This window comes from Glaciecola punicea ACAM 611, assembly GCF_000252165.1.
Taxonomy (GTDB): domain Bacteria; phylum Pseudomonadota; class Gammaproteobacteria; order Enterobacterales; family Alteromonadaceae; genus Glaciecola; species Glaciecola punicea.
The window spans coordinates 95,522-112,508 of record NZ_BAET01000002.1; the positions used below are offsets into that span (position 1 = coordinate 95,522).

At 44.3% G+C, this 16,987-nt stretch carries 15 protein-coding genes; 5 read left to right on the plus strand and 10 right to left on the minus strand.

What is annotated here, in order from left to right:
• Positions 1 to 63 precede the first annotated feature (63 nt).
• A complete protein-coding gene (gene recQ, locus GPUN_RS00445) occupies positions 64 to 1,887 on the plus strand; it encodes a DNA helicase RecQ (protein WP_081483868.1) in 1,824 nt (607 codons plus the stop codon).
• A gap of 2 nt (positions 1,888 to 1,889) precedes the next feature.
• Here recQ and GPUN_RS00450 read toward each other — a convergent pair whose 3' ends face one another.
• A complete protein-coding gene (locus tag GPUN_RS00450) occupies positions 1,890 to 2,561 on the minus strand; it encodes a glutathione S-transferase (RefSeq protein WP_006002286.1) in 672 nt (223 codons plus the stop codon).
• Between the two features lie 84 nt (positions 2,562 to 2,645).
• Positions 2,646 to 3,029, minus strand: a complete 384-nt coding sequence (locus tag GPUN_RS00455; protein WP_006002288.1) for a c-type cytochrome — start codon at positions 3,027 to 3,029, stop codon at positions 2,646 to 2,648.
• Between the two features lie 304 nt (positions 3,030 to 3,333).
• On the opposite strand from GPUN_RS00455, the gene GPUN_RS00460 reads away from it, so the two are divergent.
• From GPUN_RS00460 to GPUN_RS00475, 4 genes are all read left to right on the plus strand, one after another.
• Positions 3,334 to 6,204 (plus strand): EAL domain-containing protein, encoded by a 2,871-nt coding sequence (locus GPUN_RS00460; RefSeq protein WP_040519852.1) that lies wholly within the window; start codon positions 3,334 to 3,336, stop codon positions 6,202 to 6,204.
• 118 nt (positions 6,205 to 6,322) lie between these two features.
• Entirely contained in the window at positions 6,323 to 6,940 is a 618-nt protein-coding gene (ribA, locus tag GPUN_RS00465; protein ID WP_006002294.1) for a GTP cyclohydrolase II, read from the plus strand.
• Positions 6,941 to 7,177: 237 nt separating this feature from the next.
• Entirely contained in the window at positions 7,178 to 7,423 is a 246-nt protein-coding gene (locus GPUN_RS00470; RefSeq protein ID WP_040519854.1) for a type II toxin-antitoxin system CcdA family antitoxin, read from the plus strand.
• Complete coding sequence (locus GPUN_RS00475; RefSeq protein WP_040519856.1) at positions 7,423 to 7,740, plus strand: CcdB family protein; 318 nt, start codon at positions 7,423 to 7,425, stop codon at positions 7,738 to 7,740. The genes GPUN_RS00470 and GPUN_RS00475 overlap by 1 nt, the downstream gene beginning before the upstream one ends.
• Positions 7,741 to 7,936: 196 nt before the next feature.
• Here the strand turns inward: GPUN_RS00475 and GPUN_RS00480 are convergent, their stop codons facing one another.
• The 8 genes from GPUN_RS00480 to GPUN_RS00510 all read right to left on the minus strand — a co-directional run bounded on the left by GPUN_RS00480 (position 7,937) and on the right by GPUN_RS00510 (position 16,977).
• A complete protein-coding gene (locus tag GPUN_RS00480; protein WP_006002301.1) occupies positions 7,937 to 8,803 on the minus strand; it encodes an ATP-grasp domain-containing protein in 867 nt (288 codons plus the stop codon).
• 119 nt (positions 8,804 to 8,922) lie between these two features.
• On the minus strand, positions 8,923 to 9,894 hold the full coding sequence (locus tag GPUN_RS00485) for a hypothetical protein (protein ID WP_006002303.1): 972 nt from the start codon (positions 9,892 to 9,894) through the stop codon (positions 8,923 to 8,925).
• On the minus strand, positions 9,891 to 10,961 hold the full coding sequence (locus GPUN_RS00490) for a VWA domain-containing protein (protein WP_006002305.1): 1,071 nt from the start codon (positions 10,959 to 10,961) through the stop codon (positions 9,891 to 9,893). The genes GPUN_RS00485 and GPUN_RS00490 overlap by 4 nt, the downstream gene beginning before the upstream one ends.
• A gap of 73 nt (positions 10,962 to 11,034) precedes the next feature.
• On the minus strand, positions 11,035 to 11,820 hold the full coding sequence (locus GPUN_RS00495) for a MotA/TolQ/ExbB proton channel family protein (RefSeq protein ID WP_006002308.1): 786 nt from the start codon (positions 11,818 to 11,820) through the stop codon (positions 11,035 to 11,037).
• Positions 11,821 to 11,949, minus strand: a complete 129-nt coding sequence (locus GPUN_RS14695; protein WP_006002310.1) for a hypothetical protein — start codon at positions 11,947 to 11,949, stop codon at positions 11,821 to 11,823. It lies immediately after the preceding gene.
• Between the two features lie 96 nt (positions 11,950 to 12,045).
• Positions 12,046 to 14,070: an SUMF1/EgtB/PvdO family nonheme iron enzyme gene (locus tag GPUN_RS00500; protein ID WP_006002312.1), complete on the minus strand. Its 2,025-nt coding sequence runs from the start codon at positions 14,068 to 14,070 to the stop codon at positions 12,046 to 12,048.
• Between the two features lie 27 nt (positions 14,071 to 14,097).
• On the minus strand, positions 14,098 to 15,540 hold the full coding sequence (locus GPUN_RS00505) for a hypothetical protein (RefSeq protein ID WP_006002315.1): 1,443 nt from the start codon (positions 15,538 to 15,540) through the stop codon (positions 14,098 to 14,100).
• A 72-nt stretch (positions 15,541 to 15,612) separates the two neighbouring features.
• Positions 15,613 to 16,977 carry a hypothetical protein gene (locus GPUN_RS00510; protein WP_158309251.1) on the minus strand — a complete coding sequence of 455 codons (1,365 nt, stop codon included), beginning with the start codon at positions 16,975 to 16,977 and terminating at the stop codon, positions 15,613 to 15,615.
• Positions 16,978 to 16,987 lie beyond the last annotated feature (10 nt).

The window sequence follows — 16,987 nt, forward strand, 5'->3', positions numbered from 1 at the left end:
GCTAATTAGCGTCTATTGAAATTGAGCAGTACTTTGACCCAAACTAGCAATGTTCTGAAGAGCATTAACACCGATATAACGCCTAACATTACTTTGCAAAACACCTGCTTAAAGGTGCTGAAAAAAAGTTTTGGTTACGATGAATTTCGTGACGGCCAGTGGGACGTCATAGAAAGTGTGCTAAACGGCCACGACAGCTTAATCCTGCTGCCCACCGGCGGCGGTAAATCAATATGCTACCAGTTACCTGCCCTTGTTTTTGAAGGCATAACAATAGTTGTTTCGCCGCTCATCTCGCTTATGCAAGATCAAGTGCAGCAGCTTCAGGCCCAAGGGGTAGAGGCTGCATATATAAATTCAAGCCTGGCGCCTGAAGAGGCTAATGAAGTCACGCGAAAACTTCACAGTGGCGAACTCGACATTTTATATGTCGCCCCTGAGCGTTTGCTGCAAAGCTATTTTTTGCGCAGCCTGCAGACCCTCAACATTAGCTTAATAGCAGTAGACGAGGCTCACTGCGTAAGTCAGTGGGGACATGATTTTCGCAAAGAATACCGCCGTTTACACGAAGTTAAACACGCTTTTCCCAACGCACCGGTTATCGCACTCACTGCCACAGCAGATCATGCGACCCAAGCCGACATTGTGTATCAACTAGGCTTAAACAATCCATTTGTTTATAAGGGTGGCTTTGACCGACCCAATATACGCTACAATCTGCTGGCGAAGTATAAAGGCGGTGACCAAGTGCTTGACTTTGTAAAGCAGCAGCGCGGCAACAGCGGCATTGTATACTGCAACAGCCGCGCTAAAGTAGACGACTTAGTAGCAAAGCTGCAAAAAGCAGGAATAAGCTGCGGTGCTTATCACGCAGGTAAAGACACGCAAGAACGCGAGCACGTACAAAATCTATTTTTAGCAGACGACCTACAGGTAGTCATCGCCACTGTTGCCTTTGGCATGGGCATAAACAAATCAAACGTACGTTTTGTGGTGCATCACGACGTGCCGCGCAGCATTGAGTCGTTTTACCAAGAAACGGGTCGTGCCGGACGTGACGGTATGCCGGCCGAAGCGCTGTTGCTATTTGACGACAAAGACGCCGCGCGTATCAAAAAATGGATTGCCGATGGCGCCACCTCAGAGCGTTTTGGCATTGAAATGCACAAATTTGAAGCCATGCAGGCCTTTGCTGAGGCACAAACCTGCAGACGCCAAGTTTTACTTAATTATTTTGGCGATCACCGCCACAAAGCTTGTGGCAACTGTGATATTTGCCAGTATCCGCCTAAAATGTTTGACGGCAGCGTAGTCGCCCAAAAACTGTTGTCGTGTATTTTCAGATTACAAGGTGACACCGCAGTGCAGTACGTAATTGATGTACTTAGAGGCAAGCAACATCATAAAATACTCGACAACAAGCATAATGAACTCAGCACCTATGGTATTGGTAAAAAAGACCCAGACCAATATTGGCATAATATTATTCAACAGGTAATTCACCAAGGTCATATACGCATTGATATGACACTTAATGGTATTTTGCGCCTAAATGAGTCGGCGAAAGGGGTGCTTAAAGGCAGCACGCTTGTGCAGCTAGCGGTGCCTAAATTTAAAGTCAGTTCGGCTAAAAAGAATACCTACGAAGCCAGCAATATAGACAAGGTGCTGTATGCCAAGCTTAAGAATTTGCGCAAAAAGCTCTCGGTAGAACAAGCCGTACCGGCCTTTAACATATTCAGCGACGCCAGCCTTAACGACATGGCAGCCAAAATGCCAATCACGCTAGACGATTTTTTAAATGTAACCGGCGTGGGAGAAAAGAAACTGCTGCAATACGGCGGGCCTTTCACTCGCCTAATTGCAGATTATTTGTCGGCTAGATAGACCTAGCTGGCAGCTTTTTCAGCAGCGGCCATCTTTTTCATTGCGAGTTTGTAGCTAGGCTCACTTTGGAAGCGCTCTACGTAGGCCGTCATATTGGGCGAATCTGCTAACTTGCCTGCGTTATACATGGCTTCTAAACCAAAGCTCATTTGAATATCGGCCACGGTTATATTGTTGCCCACTAGCCACTGCTTACCCTCAAGATGATCTTCGACAAACGACATGTTGCGCGCAACTGCCTTGCCAAAATAGGCATTTATAACGGCTTCAACAAATTTCTTTACGACGAACTTTATGAAAAACGGACTCGCTTTTTCTATGCCTTTATTTAACACCATAGATGTTACCAGCGGTGGCATAAAACTGCCTTCGGCGAAATGTGACCAAAACTGCACATTAACGAAATCGTCATGCTCTTTGGGCGGTATAAGGGTGGTGTCTTTGGCTTCTTTTACTATGTACTCGCAGATAGCGCCAGTTTCTACAATGTTATTGCCATTATGGGAGATAATCGGTGCGGTGCCTAAAGGGTGAATTGCTTTTAAACTGCTGGGCGCTAAATTTGTAGTGGCGTCGCGTTGGTATACTGTTATCTCGTAATCGAGCTTTAACAGCTCAAACATCCACACTAGACGCTGTGAACGTGAGCTATTTAGATGGTGTAAAATGAACATAGTACGGCCTTTTAGATAAGTGATATTGAGTTATACACACCTAGCGACGTTTAAGATTACACCCAGCTAAATATGAGCGGCTTGTTATTTTGAGCTGTTGGGAACTTTCTTACCCGACGGGTCCATGTTTGCATAAAAAGCTGACAAATCCACGATATCTTGATCGCTGAGCCGTTTAGCATGAGGTGACATAGCAGCATTAATGCGCTGACCTGATCGGAAGGCCTGCAGTTGCAGTTCCATATAAGCTTGTTTTTGACCCGCTAAATTAGGATAAATAGGAATAATAGAGATGCCGTTTTTACCATGGCATTGCCCGCAAATGGCTGCTTTTCTTTCGCCCTGAACAATATTTGGCACAAGGCTAGGCTCTCCACAGGCCGACACACTCATCAGTAAACTTGCCAGCGCTGCTATTTTTACCAATAAATGCTTAGAGGACTTTACATAATCAAGCTGTAACTTCATCGCTAGGATCCTTGTTAACTTATGTTGTTACCAATCGTTCAATACCTTAGCATACCGTATAGTGAAATTATCGCACCTTATGTTAACTAATGAGAGCACATTAAAAAATGTGTTAGCTATTGGTAGCACTTGTTGTATTAGTTTGTAATTAGTATTAACCTTTACACTAATTCACGTTGCGTATATTTTGTTATATTTAAGTGTACCTAGTACAGAGCGTCCTGCAGACAGTTATTCGTTAAGCGCCTGACAACACAAGGTTGCCTGGCTAAATATCCTACAACAATGACAATGACAAAGGTAAATGATCCTATTGCGCCTGCTTATTTTACTAATTTCCATAATCTTAAGCTCCTTAAGCTGGCAAAGTCCGGCACAAAGCCAATACGAAGGTAAAGCGCTTGACGCTTACTTCAACAACGCCATAAACGTTAATCCTTTTGCTGAGTTTCATGTAACGCAAGAAGACGCACTACTTTCAGACGTGCAGCAGCTCAGTCAGTGGCAAACGCACACAGAGTTTACGACTATTGCAGAGAATTCGGTCTTGTGGGTGCGCTTTAACATAGCGAATAACGCAACTGTTAACCGCATGCTCACGTTAATAGCTGGCAGTGCTTTTATCGATCGCGTTGATGTATTTTTACTTGACGAGCAGGGTCGGATAATTCAAAGCGCACGATCTGAAGACGAACAGTCAAGCGCTACAAATTTAAGCCGCAAAAGCTTCAAAATGCACTTTGTGTCTCGAAGCGAATCTACCTTTACTATATATGTTCGCATACAAGACGACGCACAAACATTGCTCCCCCTTGAGCTGTGGCAAACCGAAGCTTATTCCCAAGAAGCGAGCGTGCGGCTTATATTATTAGGCGCAATGAGCGGCGGTTTGTCATTGCTAGCAACTTACTTTTTGCTGACTTACGTGCTGCAAAATGCACCCGCTCGTTTTTGGTTTTTTTTGTTAGCCACCGGCGCAATGACCACCATGCTCAACGCTGAAGGTATATTACCGTCGTTATTCTTTCTACCATCAATGACCGCTGAGCTCACCAGTTTAAGTTTAGTACTCACTCTATTTGCGAGCATAAAAATAACCCGTCTTATATTTGACCCAATTCCCTCTTGGTGGGTGGGCACAAATTATGTACTTTTAGCACTGCCCTTATTGGGCGTCTTCGTGCTGAGTGATTTTAACCAGTTAGTCGCCTTAATGGCGTTTTCCATTTTCTTTTTCACCAGTAAAATCATTGCAACCGTGGTGTACCACAAAGCGATTGATTTACGTAGCGCGGCTATATACTTTATTGGTTGGATATTTTTGGGCTTAGTGGGGATATTCGAATTTTTAAGCTTTTTGAACCGGGACGATTACCTATCATACACCGCTTTATATCCATTTGCGTTTACGTGTATAGGAGTCATGTTAATTGGCGTGGCTATTATTAGCCGTGAACAATCCATTCACGCTAAACGTATTTTCTCCCAAGGTGAACAAATAGAACAGCTGCAGCATTACAACGACCTGTTTCAACATGCCGCGGAAGGTCTTTATACCGCGCTGCCAAACGGTGACCTTATTCAGGTAAATCCTGCTATATGCGCGTTATTTGGTTATAAAAACGGTGATGATTTATTGTCAAACAAACCCAACATAGCTGACTTTTTGTCCAATACTAAAGGCGCTGACCTTTTATTAGGCGAACTGATTATACAAAAAACGGTGCTAGGTAAAGAAATGAAAGGCAAACGCGTTGACGGCAGCGAGTTTTGGTTTTCTATTTCATGCCAGTTGAAAAAAGTAAACGGCGAAAATCTGCACTTTGGTTCACTGTTTGACATTACTCAAAGACGCCTCCACCAGGTAAACCTGCAGTATTTAAATACCCATGATCAGCTCACTGGCTTATTCAACCGCAGGCACTTTTTGCAAATGATGAATGAGCGCATTCAGTCTCGTGAAAATACCAAGAAATTTGCCCTAATATTTTTAGATGTCGATCAGTTTAAAGTCATAAACGACACCTGCGGGCACTCCGCCGGCGATGTCTTTATAAAAGAGCTCTCGCATGAGCTGTTTGCTGTAGTAAGCGAGCGTTACGCTTTTGCAAGACTCAGTGCCGACCAGTTTGGCTTAATTGTCGATTTTGAAGATAGCAATGAGCTGCGCATCTTAGCCAACTCACTGCTTGCAAAAGTACGCAAATTTGAGTTTAAATGGGATCGCCACATTTTTAACCAAAGCGTCAGTATTGGTATCGCATCCTGCGATGACAGTATTCCAAGTGGCGAAGAGCTGCTAAGCTATGCCGACACAGCCTGCTTAATTGCAAAAGAAAGCGGGCGCGATAAAATTCAAATCTATTCGCCCGAAATGGGGATGCATTCACACTATAAGCGTGACTTGTTTTGGGTAAATGAAGTTAATAAGGCGATAAAAGATGAAAGCTTCGCGCTTTTCTATCAACATTATCGACCGCTTAATAAGTCAGACGAATTACAATACTATGAAATATTGGTACGCTTGCGGACAAAAGACAACGACCTGGTGACACCTGAGTTTTTTATGCCCAGTGCAGAAAAAGCGCTTATTAGCAACAAAATAGACAAGCAAGTTGTTGAAGCCTATTTTAAATGGCTGCAGGCAAACCCCGAGCATGAAGCTAAACTAGGCAAAGCCAATATAAACCTTTCAGGCTTATGTCTGTCTGACGACGATTTTCAGTATTTCCTATTAAATGCCTTTGAAAAGTATAGCATTGCGTACCAGAAAATTTGTTTTGAAATAACCGAAACGATGGCTATTATTAGAATGAATGACGCGGTTGAATTTATGACTAAGTTTAAACGCCTGGGCTGCACCTTCGCACTTGACGACTTTGGCAGCGGGTTTTCAAGCTATAGCTACTTAAAAGATTTACCGGTAGACTTTGTAAAAATAGATGGTCACTTCATTCGCAACATTTTGCACGACCCAATCGACCTCGCCATGGTAAGCTCTATTAAAGATGTCGCGGTGGCCATGAACATCCAAACGGTCGCTAAATCTGTAGAAACACCTGAAATAATGGTCCAAATTGGAAAAATGGGCGTAAACTTTGCCCAAGGTTATTGTATTGCTAAGCCCGAGCCATTAACCTCTTACACTGATTTTTCAGAGCCGCAGCACACGTAGACATTTCATCACGTGGAATATGTATTGCCGCAAATAGACGCTTGTAATTGTGGTTTGGGTCCCAGTTGCTTGTTTACGTATAAAAGCCGCAAAATAAAAGTACAAAAAGCAGAAATAAATGACATCTAACACGCCTAAATTTGAGTTTATCAGTCAAGCAAAGTTACCCACCCGATATGGGGATTTTACGATCCACGGGTTTATCGACCATAGCAATGGTCAAGAGCATGTAGCACTTTCCTACGGTAATTGGGATCCTATTGCAACCGTGCCCATTCGCGTTCATTCAGAGTGTTTAACCGGCGATGCTCTTTTTAGCACCCGCTGCGACTGCGGCTTTCAACTAGAAAGAGCGCTTGAAAATATCGTAGAGCATGGTTACGGCGTGCTTTTATATTTACGCCAAGAAGGTCGCGGCATAGGACTGCTAAATAAGATCCGCGCCTATAATCTTCAAGACCAAGGTTACGACACGGTAGAGGCGAATGAACATTTAGGCTTTGATGCTGACTTACGCGACTATGCGATTTGTAAAGTTATGCTAGACACTTTATACGTTAGCAACGTTGAGATCATGACTAACAATCCTCAAAAGATTCAGGCCTTAACGGATTTAGGTGTTAATATTATTTCTCGCCGTCCCATTGATCACGGCATCACCGAAGATAATAAAGTGTATCTACGGACAAAGACCACCAAGCTTGGGCATAAATTTAACCCCGACAGCCTTAAGTGAATAAGGCGCGTAAGTGTTCGATCCTATTAATGTTTGAAACTACACAAGACTTAGGCATGACGGCAAACGTGCCACAAACTGATAGCTCGTTTAGCGTTACCACGAAAATTCGCTTTGCCTAACTAGTAACCAGAGCTTATTGCTCAGATTTTGCTTCAACCAACCGCTTAAATCTCACTCTGTACAATGCGCATCGAAATGCGCATAATGGTGGGGCTGAATAAAAAGGAAAAACTTATGAGTCATCTTTACGATATCAATGCCCCTAAAAAACCAACTAATTTATCGGTTAATAGCGATTTATTAAAACGCTCAAAAAAATTAAACGTTAATCTTTCTGCTACGCTTGAGCAGGCCCTAAATGAAAAATTAGCCATACTTGAAAGTGAGAGATGGAAAGCGGAAAACAAAACCGCCATCTCGGCTTACAACAAATATATAGAAGCAAATGGTTGTTTCAGTGACGAATACAGAGAACTTTAATGGCGCAATTTGAAATCTATAGAAACCCATCTCAGAAAACTAAAGAGGCTTTCCCTTATATCGTCGACATCCAACATTCAATAATAAATGACTTAGCCACTAGACTAATAATTCCCCTAGCAAATGCTGAAGTTTTGTCTAATCAAGCAATGAAAAAGTTGACGCCGTTAATTGAATACAATGATAGGAAATACTTTCTAGTTACACCTCAGCTAACATCAATGCCAAAGCGGCTTCTGAAGCAGCCGTTAGGAACCATTGAACTGCAAAGGCACCATATTATCGATGCATTGGATTTTGCTATCACCGGTATTTAAATCTGCTTATTTAGGAGGCTTTGCTCCAGTCTCCAATGTGCCATTTGTGATCATTAGAGACGACCTTATTCATTATTCCTTGCGCAAATTCAAGCTGTATCAAAAATGTATGGTTAATAAAAGTTAAGCAGATTTTAAAGGATGTTCAGTTTCAAACATTAACTCAATAATACAGTAAGGCCATTCTGATAAGGTCTTAAGCTTGCGCCCGCTTTACGATTGCCTGTGCAAACCGCAATGCCGAAGCCTCATCCATATTAAAGTACAAAGAAGGCTCTATCAGCTCTACTTCAATAATCGCTAAACCTTTGGCGGTGCTTAGCATGTCTATGCGAGCATAAAGGGCACTTTCAGGTAAAGCATTCAAGGTTTTTAACGCCAGTGCTAGCATGGCCTCGCTAGGCGCAATACTGTGCAGTTGCCCGCCATGCTCTTCTTGCACTCTAAAATCGCCACTGGCGGGCACCTTGTTAATGCTATGACTATATTCACCGCCAAAGTAGAAAAGTGAATATTCGCCCTCATCAACAATACTTTTTTCAAAAGCTTGGACCATAATTTCACGCCCTTGCAGCTCTTTTTTTATGCTTTGTTGGTTAAATAAAAAGTCTTCTTCGTTTAAGCGATAGGTGAAGTCGGCATTAGCACTTATCAGCGGCTTTATAATAATGTCACTTGTGCCAAAGTAGTTAAAGGCAGCTTGAATTTGTTTGCTATTGAAGGCGCCTAGCCAAATCGTGGGCAGAATATCCACGCCTTTTTCTGCCAAGTCTTTCAAATACGATTTAGATATGTTGTATTGCATTAACGCTAAGGGGTTTTCTAAATGTGCACTGCTAGCGTCAATGCGCGCAAGTGTTTGCATAAAAGAGTCTGCGTGTAGCTGATAATCCCAGGTACTTCTGACTATTACTACATCATACTGGCTGTAGTCTATTTCTTTATCATGCCATGATACATCGTCAACCTGCCAGCCAAGCGCGGCTAAATGCGGTTTAACTAAATCATCGTAAACAAAGAAATTTTCGAGACCTGTAGTGGTTAAGAATGCACAACGACCCATGTAAAATCTCATCTTGGGATTTGAACTGGGCCGTAGCCTAAGGTAAAAACACACTGGGGTCGAGTGAAAAAAATTATAAACAAAACAAGCTTGACAGAGCATCACATAAGCACAGCAAACTACTTAGACAAAAATGTGCCTCTGTTTTGCCTGGCAACTTCTGTCATTAAAGTAGAAAAGCGCAAACTATCTTCGCCTAACGCGCGACTAGCTTGGCGAAAGCCAATGGCATGAATACGGGCTAGCTTCTGGCCATTTGCGTCGGTGTTTAGGCGATTTATGTTGGCTAAGGTAAGGTCATACGAACCACCCGAATAGTCATCGCCAAATACATAGAGGGCAAGGGAATCGGTTCGTTTAGCGTAAACCTGCAGCGCCCGCTCTATACCTTCAACGGGAGAACTATTTGAGCTACCCGACCATACGCTCATGGCTCGCAATACTCCACTACGCTGGGCTGGCGTGTCATTTCGCCAGCGGCCCGCGCTAGTAGGCAATAAATACTCACCGTTGTCGGACATAACTTGAAAGCCTTTTACCTCGGGGTGATTATTAAGTACTTCTCGCATGCTGCTTATGACTGTCGCCCACATGCTTTTCATACTGCCAGAAGTATCCACAATAAAAATAACATAGTCACTATCTACCGGAATACCGCCTACTTCGTCATCACGCTCGGGTGCATCGCCAACACTTATAGCCGCTCGTTTGCGCTGTTCTAATACTACTTCAAGGCCAAAAGCTTCGTCGTTAAGCTGCTGTAAATTTTGCTGAGAACGGTTTATGTCTGCTGCTAAGGCTTGGGCTTTTGAATCATTGCTTGCTCCTTCTTGCTGCGCACTTTGCAACTTTGCTTGCTGGGCGGCCATTTGCGCTTCTAAATCCTCTAATGTGGTTTGGGCATCAGACAACGCGGTAATCGACTCGGTAATCGACTCGGTAATTTGCGCTACGTTAGCCGACTGGCTAAAATCAGCTTCCTCGCCGTTTTTCGCCAGTAGTATAAGCATAACGACCGCGCCAAAAGCACATGAAATCACATCTAAAAACGACAGGTTAAACACTTCTATTGGGGTACGTCTTTTCTTCATGGCCAAGTGCCAGCAGGGCTTATAAATGTGCCGCCTGTTACGCTAGCCCACTGCCAATATAACGCCGAGGCCTGTGGATCGCCTTCAAGGGGCAATAAAATGACATTGGTGCGCGCACCTGCCAATTTATTTATGTTTAAAGTACGTTGCATCACCGCGACTCTGCAAGCACCCGATATAGTTGTCTGCTGGCCTGGCAATGGATTACAGCCGCGCGAAGTAGAAAATCCGCTTGATGCGTTAATTAAAGACGGCAATCCATCAGTAATAATATATAAATCGGTCATGTCAGGCATTACGCTTTGAAGCTGCGCTAAGCCTTCTTGTAAGTTTGTGCCATTTTGCGGCACTAGGGCATTTACGTCGGCAACCAGCGCTTGTATGTTAGTACTTACCTTAGCGCTGATAACCGCCTGAGAGCGAAGTACCTGCGCCTTATCGTTAAAACTTACCACCGCAACGCGCGCGCTATCAGGCAGACGTGCTAGCATCCATTTAACAATATTCAAAGTTCGCTGCCACTTAGGACCGGCCTTTTTAACCGCATCGGGGGCAAGTTTGCGCTTGATAATATCAATTAAGCCCTCGTCGGTCATAGAGGCGCTGGTGTCTATTAAAATGCCAATTCTTTGCCCTTCAACAATAAGGCCTAACAAATAGGTTTCTTCATTGATTGCAGGTAGCGCAATCGCATCATCGGCAGTTTGCGGCGCAATAGCGGCAACCGCATCTTCAAGCTTGGCAATTACTGCTTTTTTATCTGCTATAGCCTGCTGCAGGGCTTTTTGCTGAATGCTCAATTGCCCAATGCGCCTTGCTTGTTCGCTTGCATTAGCCTGCTGCTGCGATAGGTCTTGCGCTTGATTACTCAAACTATTAGCAAGGCTTTGGGATTGATTTTGTGCAGCGGCAAGCTCTTGCGCTAAGGTTTCTATTTCGTCACTGGGAATAAGTGTATCGTCGTTAAAATTCACAATGAGGAGGATGAGTAAAACCGCCCCTAAGCCACAGGCCATTACGTCTAAAAAGGCGAGATTGAAACCGTTTTCACGTCTTTTAGTGACCATAATTAACGACCATAACTATCCACTGTAACTATCCACTATAACTATCCACCATATTCAACCCGCATAAACGACACTATTCCTGCTGGTGAAGCTGCGTTAACAAGTGTTTTTCGCAGTTCTTTTGCGTGTTTATTACCATTTCGTCTTGTCTGTTATTTAGCACATGTAGTAAATACATAAGAATAATGGAGATTATTAAGCTCACAAGGGTTGAGTTAAAAGCGACGCCGAGCTTGTCGACCATGCCTGAAATATCACCTGCCACCGCTTCTTCTGCCTTTGCCAAAGCAGAACCAATACCTCTTACAGTGCCAATAAACCCGATGCTGGGAATAGCCCAAATAAAATATCGGATCATGCTGTTACCCGATTCTAATTGCGCCGCGAGCATCTCTACATTTTCGGTAATAGCGTTGGAAGCGTGCTGCACGTTCTGGGTGTTTTTATAGCGGCGTAAACAATTAATCCAAGTCGACATAGAGCTGTTTTCTGCGTAGGCGCTTTGCTCTAATTCGTTAAGCGCTTCGCTGACATTAAGCGCTTGTGTTTTGTCATATGCCTGTAGGTAATCCATGGTAAAAAGAGGCTCTTCGTGAAACACAATGCGCTGGTATTTATACATAATCAAAAAACCACAAAACAGCCCAATAGTCACACTAGCCTGCTGTTCAAAGTCTTTTAATATAACCCAAATATTGCTAGTGGCACCGCTGCCATAGGCGGCAACGGCAGCTTCAGCGAACGGCCTTATTGCGCCTTGGTAAAGCAGATGTACAGCGGTAACTATGACTAAGAAAACAATCATAGATACCACCTGCGATGGGTTCATGCTTGAGGTATGCGCGCTGATTTTTGTCATTTAAATATCGCTCGGTAAGCTAGCTGGCGAGTCTATACTAATTTGCACCGCGGTAACCACGCCAGCGGCGGCTAATGCAGCAAGGCACAGGCCTATTAGGATAAGTTTACGTCTTGTTTGTTTATTCATTATTTGCTCTATTTAGTCCTTACGTCGCTCAAACTGAGCCTTGTTTACGTGTATTAAGCAACTGCTACCAATGCCGGTTAGCGTCTATTGTAAAGCCTATTCACGGCTATCATAACGGGCAATTCTAAAACCAATCGTTTCTTTCCCCGACGAAGAGAATTCGCGAAATGCCGCACGCAGCTCTCGTAAACGTCCAGTTTCATAATTTCCGCCTTTTATTACCCACGATTCACCGCGCGCTGCCCCTAGGTAATCAAGATGGCGCTTACTCATATCGGGCAAAGAAGTGGTGTAATAATCGTGAACCCATTCACTTACGTTGCCGTCTAAGTCATAAAGGCCAATGCGGTCGGCCTTAAAGCTGCCCACGTCGGCAGGCCCTGCCTTACCATCTTCGTAGTCATCAAAAAAGATAAGCTGGGCGGTATTCATACTTTTGTCAGCAAAATTCCCTTGATTGTCCCGCAGTTTCTCTTGATTGCCCCACACGTATACGGTACTGACAGCGCGTTTCGCTTTTTTGGCAAGCCACTCCCATTCGCCCTCAGTTGGCAGTCTATAACCGTTTGATGAAACATCTGCGCCCATGTAGCGCCCATTATTGAAGCGGTAAAAAACCGGTAAACCTTCTTGCTGACTCAGCCAGTTGCAATATTGCGCCGCCTCTAACCAGCTTATGCCCGTAATGGGTAAGTTAGAATTTACGCCAGTGCTGGCACCCAAAAAAGCACTAAACTGCGTTTGGGTGATTTCTTTTTCAGACACCCAAAATGGCCTTGAGAAATCAAGATCTACTTGATGTTCGTTGCGCCGTCTGCCAGTTTCGTTGGCAGGTGAACCCATGGTGAATGCGTCACCGTTGAACTTACGCATAGCAATACTCAGGGTATTGATGAACAAAGGCTTACCTTCAGCCTTTCTAGCAGCAAATTCAGTGAGCAAGTTTATGTTTACATTATTGGTCTTGTTAGCTTGAGGAGTAAAGCTTGTGCTAGCACTTCTAAAGCCTTGTGCACTGGCTGTTACACTTTGCTTTACCGCTAAAAAACGCGCGCTTACGGGGCTTTTCTGTGTGCTATTACCGTTTACAATCAACGCAGCGGGCACATTAGTGGTAATGGTAACTTGACCATATAAGGGCGTTAAGCTCACGTTTATGCGTGTGGGAGTCTCTTTGTTTACGTTTATGGTATTAATGTAAGACGTATGCCCTGCTTTAGTGTAGTGGATTTTATGCGGCTTATTAGCCGCAAGGTCAATTTGGCCTAAGCTATATTCAATATTGTTAATCAGCAACAAGCCGTTGTTTGGCGACGCGCTAATATTCAGCACACCAGGCTTTGGCAGTAGCTGGTAATTTCTTACAGGCGATAAAGTGTTGGTCTGCACTGCAATTGTCTCTTCTATAGTAAGGTAGTCGTCGCTGCTTAGACGCACCGCATATCGGCCACCTTTCGCGGCAAATATCAACGGGGTTTTCCCCTGATTATCGCCGTCTATGTTTACCTCTACTCCTGATGGAAGCGAGTTAATGGTGATTATTCCGCTCACCTCCCCTAACCTAGCCGACAGTTCTACAGTTTGCGCACGCACTAAACTAAGTGATTGTATTGAAGCTGTAAAATAAGGGTTAGTGGCCCTTAACTGATAGCTACCTGGCGCAGTTTTATATTCAAGTTCAGCGCCTATATAAATTAATACACCATCTAAAAACCATTGCGTTTGCGCTAAATATTGCGTTTGTGAGCGGCTGTTTTCGCCTAAAATAGCTTGCGCATTAATAACCGCAGGGCTTGGCATTAGCATAATGTCAATTGTGCTGGGGCTTTGATCATTGATACTCACAAGGCTAGGCTCAAACGTAGGTGCACTCACTTTTATGCTCACCTCACCGCCTAAAGTATACACACTGCTGTTACCTACCCAAGCAAAGCCTGATACTAGCTCAATCTTCGCGCTGCTAAGTGCGTCGCTAGGCCCCACCAGCACACTAAACCCTTTGATAAAAAACAGCCATAGCCCGAATGCGCCAAGCACCCCCAGCGTTAGCAGGCCTGTCAGCACATACACACCGGCTCCTTTACGTTGCGCTCGTTTAATTTTTGAGTCGATGGGCTGCATAGTCGTGATTATTCTCTTTGGTCTTATTTAAATGCGTTCATCGCATATTAAGGTGAGTGATATGGGCGTATTGGCGTCAACCGTAAATTCAAGGCGTTTATTTCGGTAACCTTGTCGTTGTCCTTGCAATACGTATTTTCCGGGATTCAGAGAAATTATTTTTTGTGCATGCTCGCCCACATGACCTACGCCTACTACTGTAATGTAGGTAAGCCCGTCTGAATTTATGCGCACCTCAACGGGTTTATTATATTCATCAATACTCTTTGCCACATTTTCGATTTGCTGCTGCAAGCTAGGCGACAGTAAAGACGCTAAAAAGGCAGTTTGCACGGCGCTAGACGCTGCCTCTCTTATATTGTCGTCAGCCAATCGCTTGGGCGCAGCAAAAAAAGGGGCAAGTGATTGTTTAGCCGACAGTACTTGCTGCGCTTGGCTTCTATAATTCTGCAAATCTGTGTCACTTGGGTGCTTTGCTAAGGTAGATGACACTAGCGCACTTACCTGCGTCCAGTCATCGTTTTGTGCGGCGCTCTTTATACTCTTTTTTGTCGCGGTTAAGCTTTGCTGGGCCCTAGCCTGATATATTTGCGCGCTGAGTGCTTGCGCCCCTTTACTGTTGGGCTCAATTGCTTGTGCCTGACTCACTAGCTGCTGAGCTTTATTTAATGCGTTTGCACGCAACGCTTGTGCAGCTTGCCCTAAATACTTGGCTAGCTGCTGCTTGTCGTGCTGAGCCTGTGCGTTTGCCAACGTTTGGGCCAACTCACCGCGCAAGGGATCTATTTCAATAATATCGGTAATAACCGCTACCTGCTTAGGCCAATTATTCTCAGACACCGCTATTTTTAACTCTTGCATTAATTTAGAGGCCTCACCAAAGGCATAAATTCTATTTTCTAGTGCCATTGCTTTAATATTACTGGGGGAAAGCGCCAACGCTTTGTTAACCTGCAGCTGAGCTTGCGCCATTTCATCATTGCTAAAGGCTTGTTGACCATTGCTTACATGAAGCGCTATCTGGGCCTGCCATGCATTTATTAGTATAGTTGATTTTTGCGCGAGCTCTTCAATAATCTGGGTCGATTGGACAAAAGCTCCTTGCGCAAAAGCGGTAAGGGCTTGGTCTTTTATTAACGCCAGTTCACTTACTTTGTTAGCCCGAAAGTCAGCCATCATTATTATTTCGTTTATACTGGGCTGGACATTAAGCTCGTATTGAATTAATGCTTGCTTAAAGGCTTCACGAAGCGCTGCCATGTCTGCTTGCGACATACTTACCTCAGCCTGAATTATCTCTGCGTCGATTTTTTCAGCCGGCTCAGCGCTAAGCACGTAGTACAATACAATGCTCACCAGCGTTATTGCAGCAACAATACCCGCGCCGCCGAATAGCTTTGTCTTTTGCTGCTGATGTTGTTTCCTATGCGCCTGAATTTGTGCATCGGCTTTGTTATTCTCGCTTGACACCTATCTATCCTTTTTTACACACAGTGACCAACCAAAGTATCCTTGCTATAAACAAACGATACCTTTATTGCCTTAGAGCTGAACGTCTGGCGTTTTTTCTTCATCAAATACTTTGCGTAAATGCGTTTTCCACTGCATGTACTGTTCCTGCGCGGTACCCTGCAGCTCAACAGTTTCATTTTCAAATTCAATTACCGTGGGGCTAACGCTTAGGTCGAGCGCTTGGCCTTGCTCTTCAATAACTGCGCTTTGTACTTTTAAGCGTGAGTTGTTTTTAAACGCTTCGTTTATCGCCCAGATTGAACCAATACCGGTCGCAATTGCGCCAAGCTCGAACTCAGATGTGTCTCTACCTTTGCTACCTTTAGTGTTGGCGTTTTTGATTAAAATAGCGGTTAGGATCGCACCGCCAATCGCCAAAGCAGTGGATGTATTACGTTTTCTCTGCGCTTCACGCGCCGCAATTACTTCAGGCAGTGTTTCTTCTTGCCAAGTCGCGTAAGCGGAGCGGGTTTGTGCTTGAAACACTTCGAAATTATCCTGCAGGCGGTCAACAAACAGCAGTTCTTGTGCTCTTAAATCTTCTATACGCTGCAGCATTGGATCGTTACCGTCTGGAATACCGGTTAATTCAAACTTGTAGTAGCGCTGCCCGTTTTTGCGTTTGAGCGATGAAGTCAGATATTGCGAGTAATTTTCAGGTGAGTAATAGCGTGCATAGCGCATAAGTGACATGTTCTTTATCGCTTGCTTGTCGCTTGTCGATAATTCAGCCAGCAGGCTCACAACATAGTCGCTGGCTTGATTGAATACGGGCTGATAAGGGTTTTTGCCCGCGTTTTGCTGATCGCGCAGAAATCCGCGAGAGACGGTATGCTCAAATGACCTGTTGCCAAGTATTTCGCCGCTGCTGTCTAGCACCGTTATTTCAATTTCAACTTGCTCACTGTCAGACTGTTTAATTTCGCCCAATACAAATAGATCTGAAGGCGTGCTGGCGCTTGGCACCACGCTGACGCTAGCAAATACTTTTTTATTATCTAAGGCCTCTTTCATTTGGGATGCAAATAACTTCGCTTCGGTACGCCGCAACTGCGGCCAAATGCCGTCTTCTACTAACTCATCACCGTCGATTTCACCGAAGCTATCTAAGGGTAAGCCGGGAGAAAACGTAGGGATCGCGACGTCCAAAAAAATCTCCGCGTTTATAAGCTCTGAGGGAATTTGCGTATTACTGTTAGGCCTAGTTTGTATGTCTGATGGGCCTACGAGTATCGGTGCGTTTCTACTGTTAGATGTTGTGCTTTCACAGCCCGTTATCACCATCGCGGCGCTTAATAGGGCCCAACAACACCAGCTAGCGACTCGTTTGTCAGAACGTGGCACACTGCTGTGCTTCGTTATACGTGATACTAATTGCTTATTCTTTACTATCATCTGTATTCTC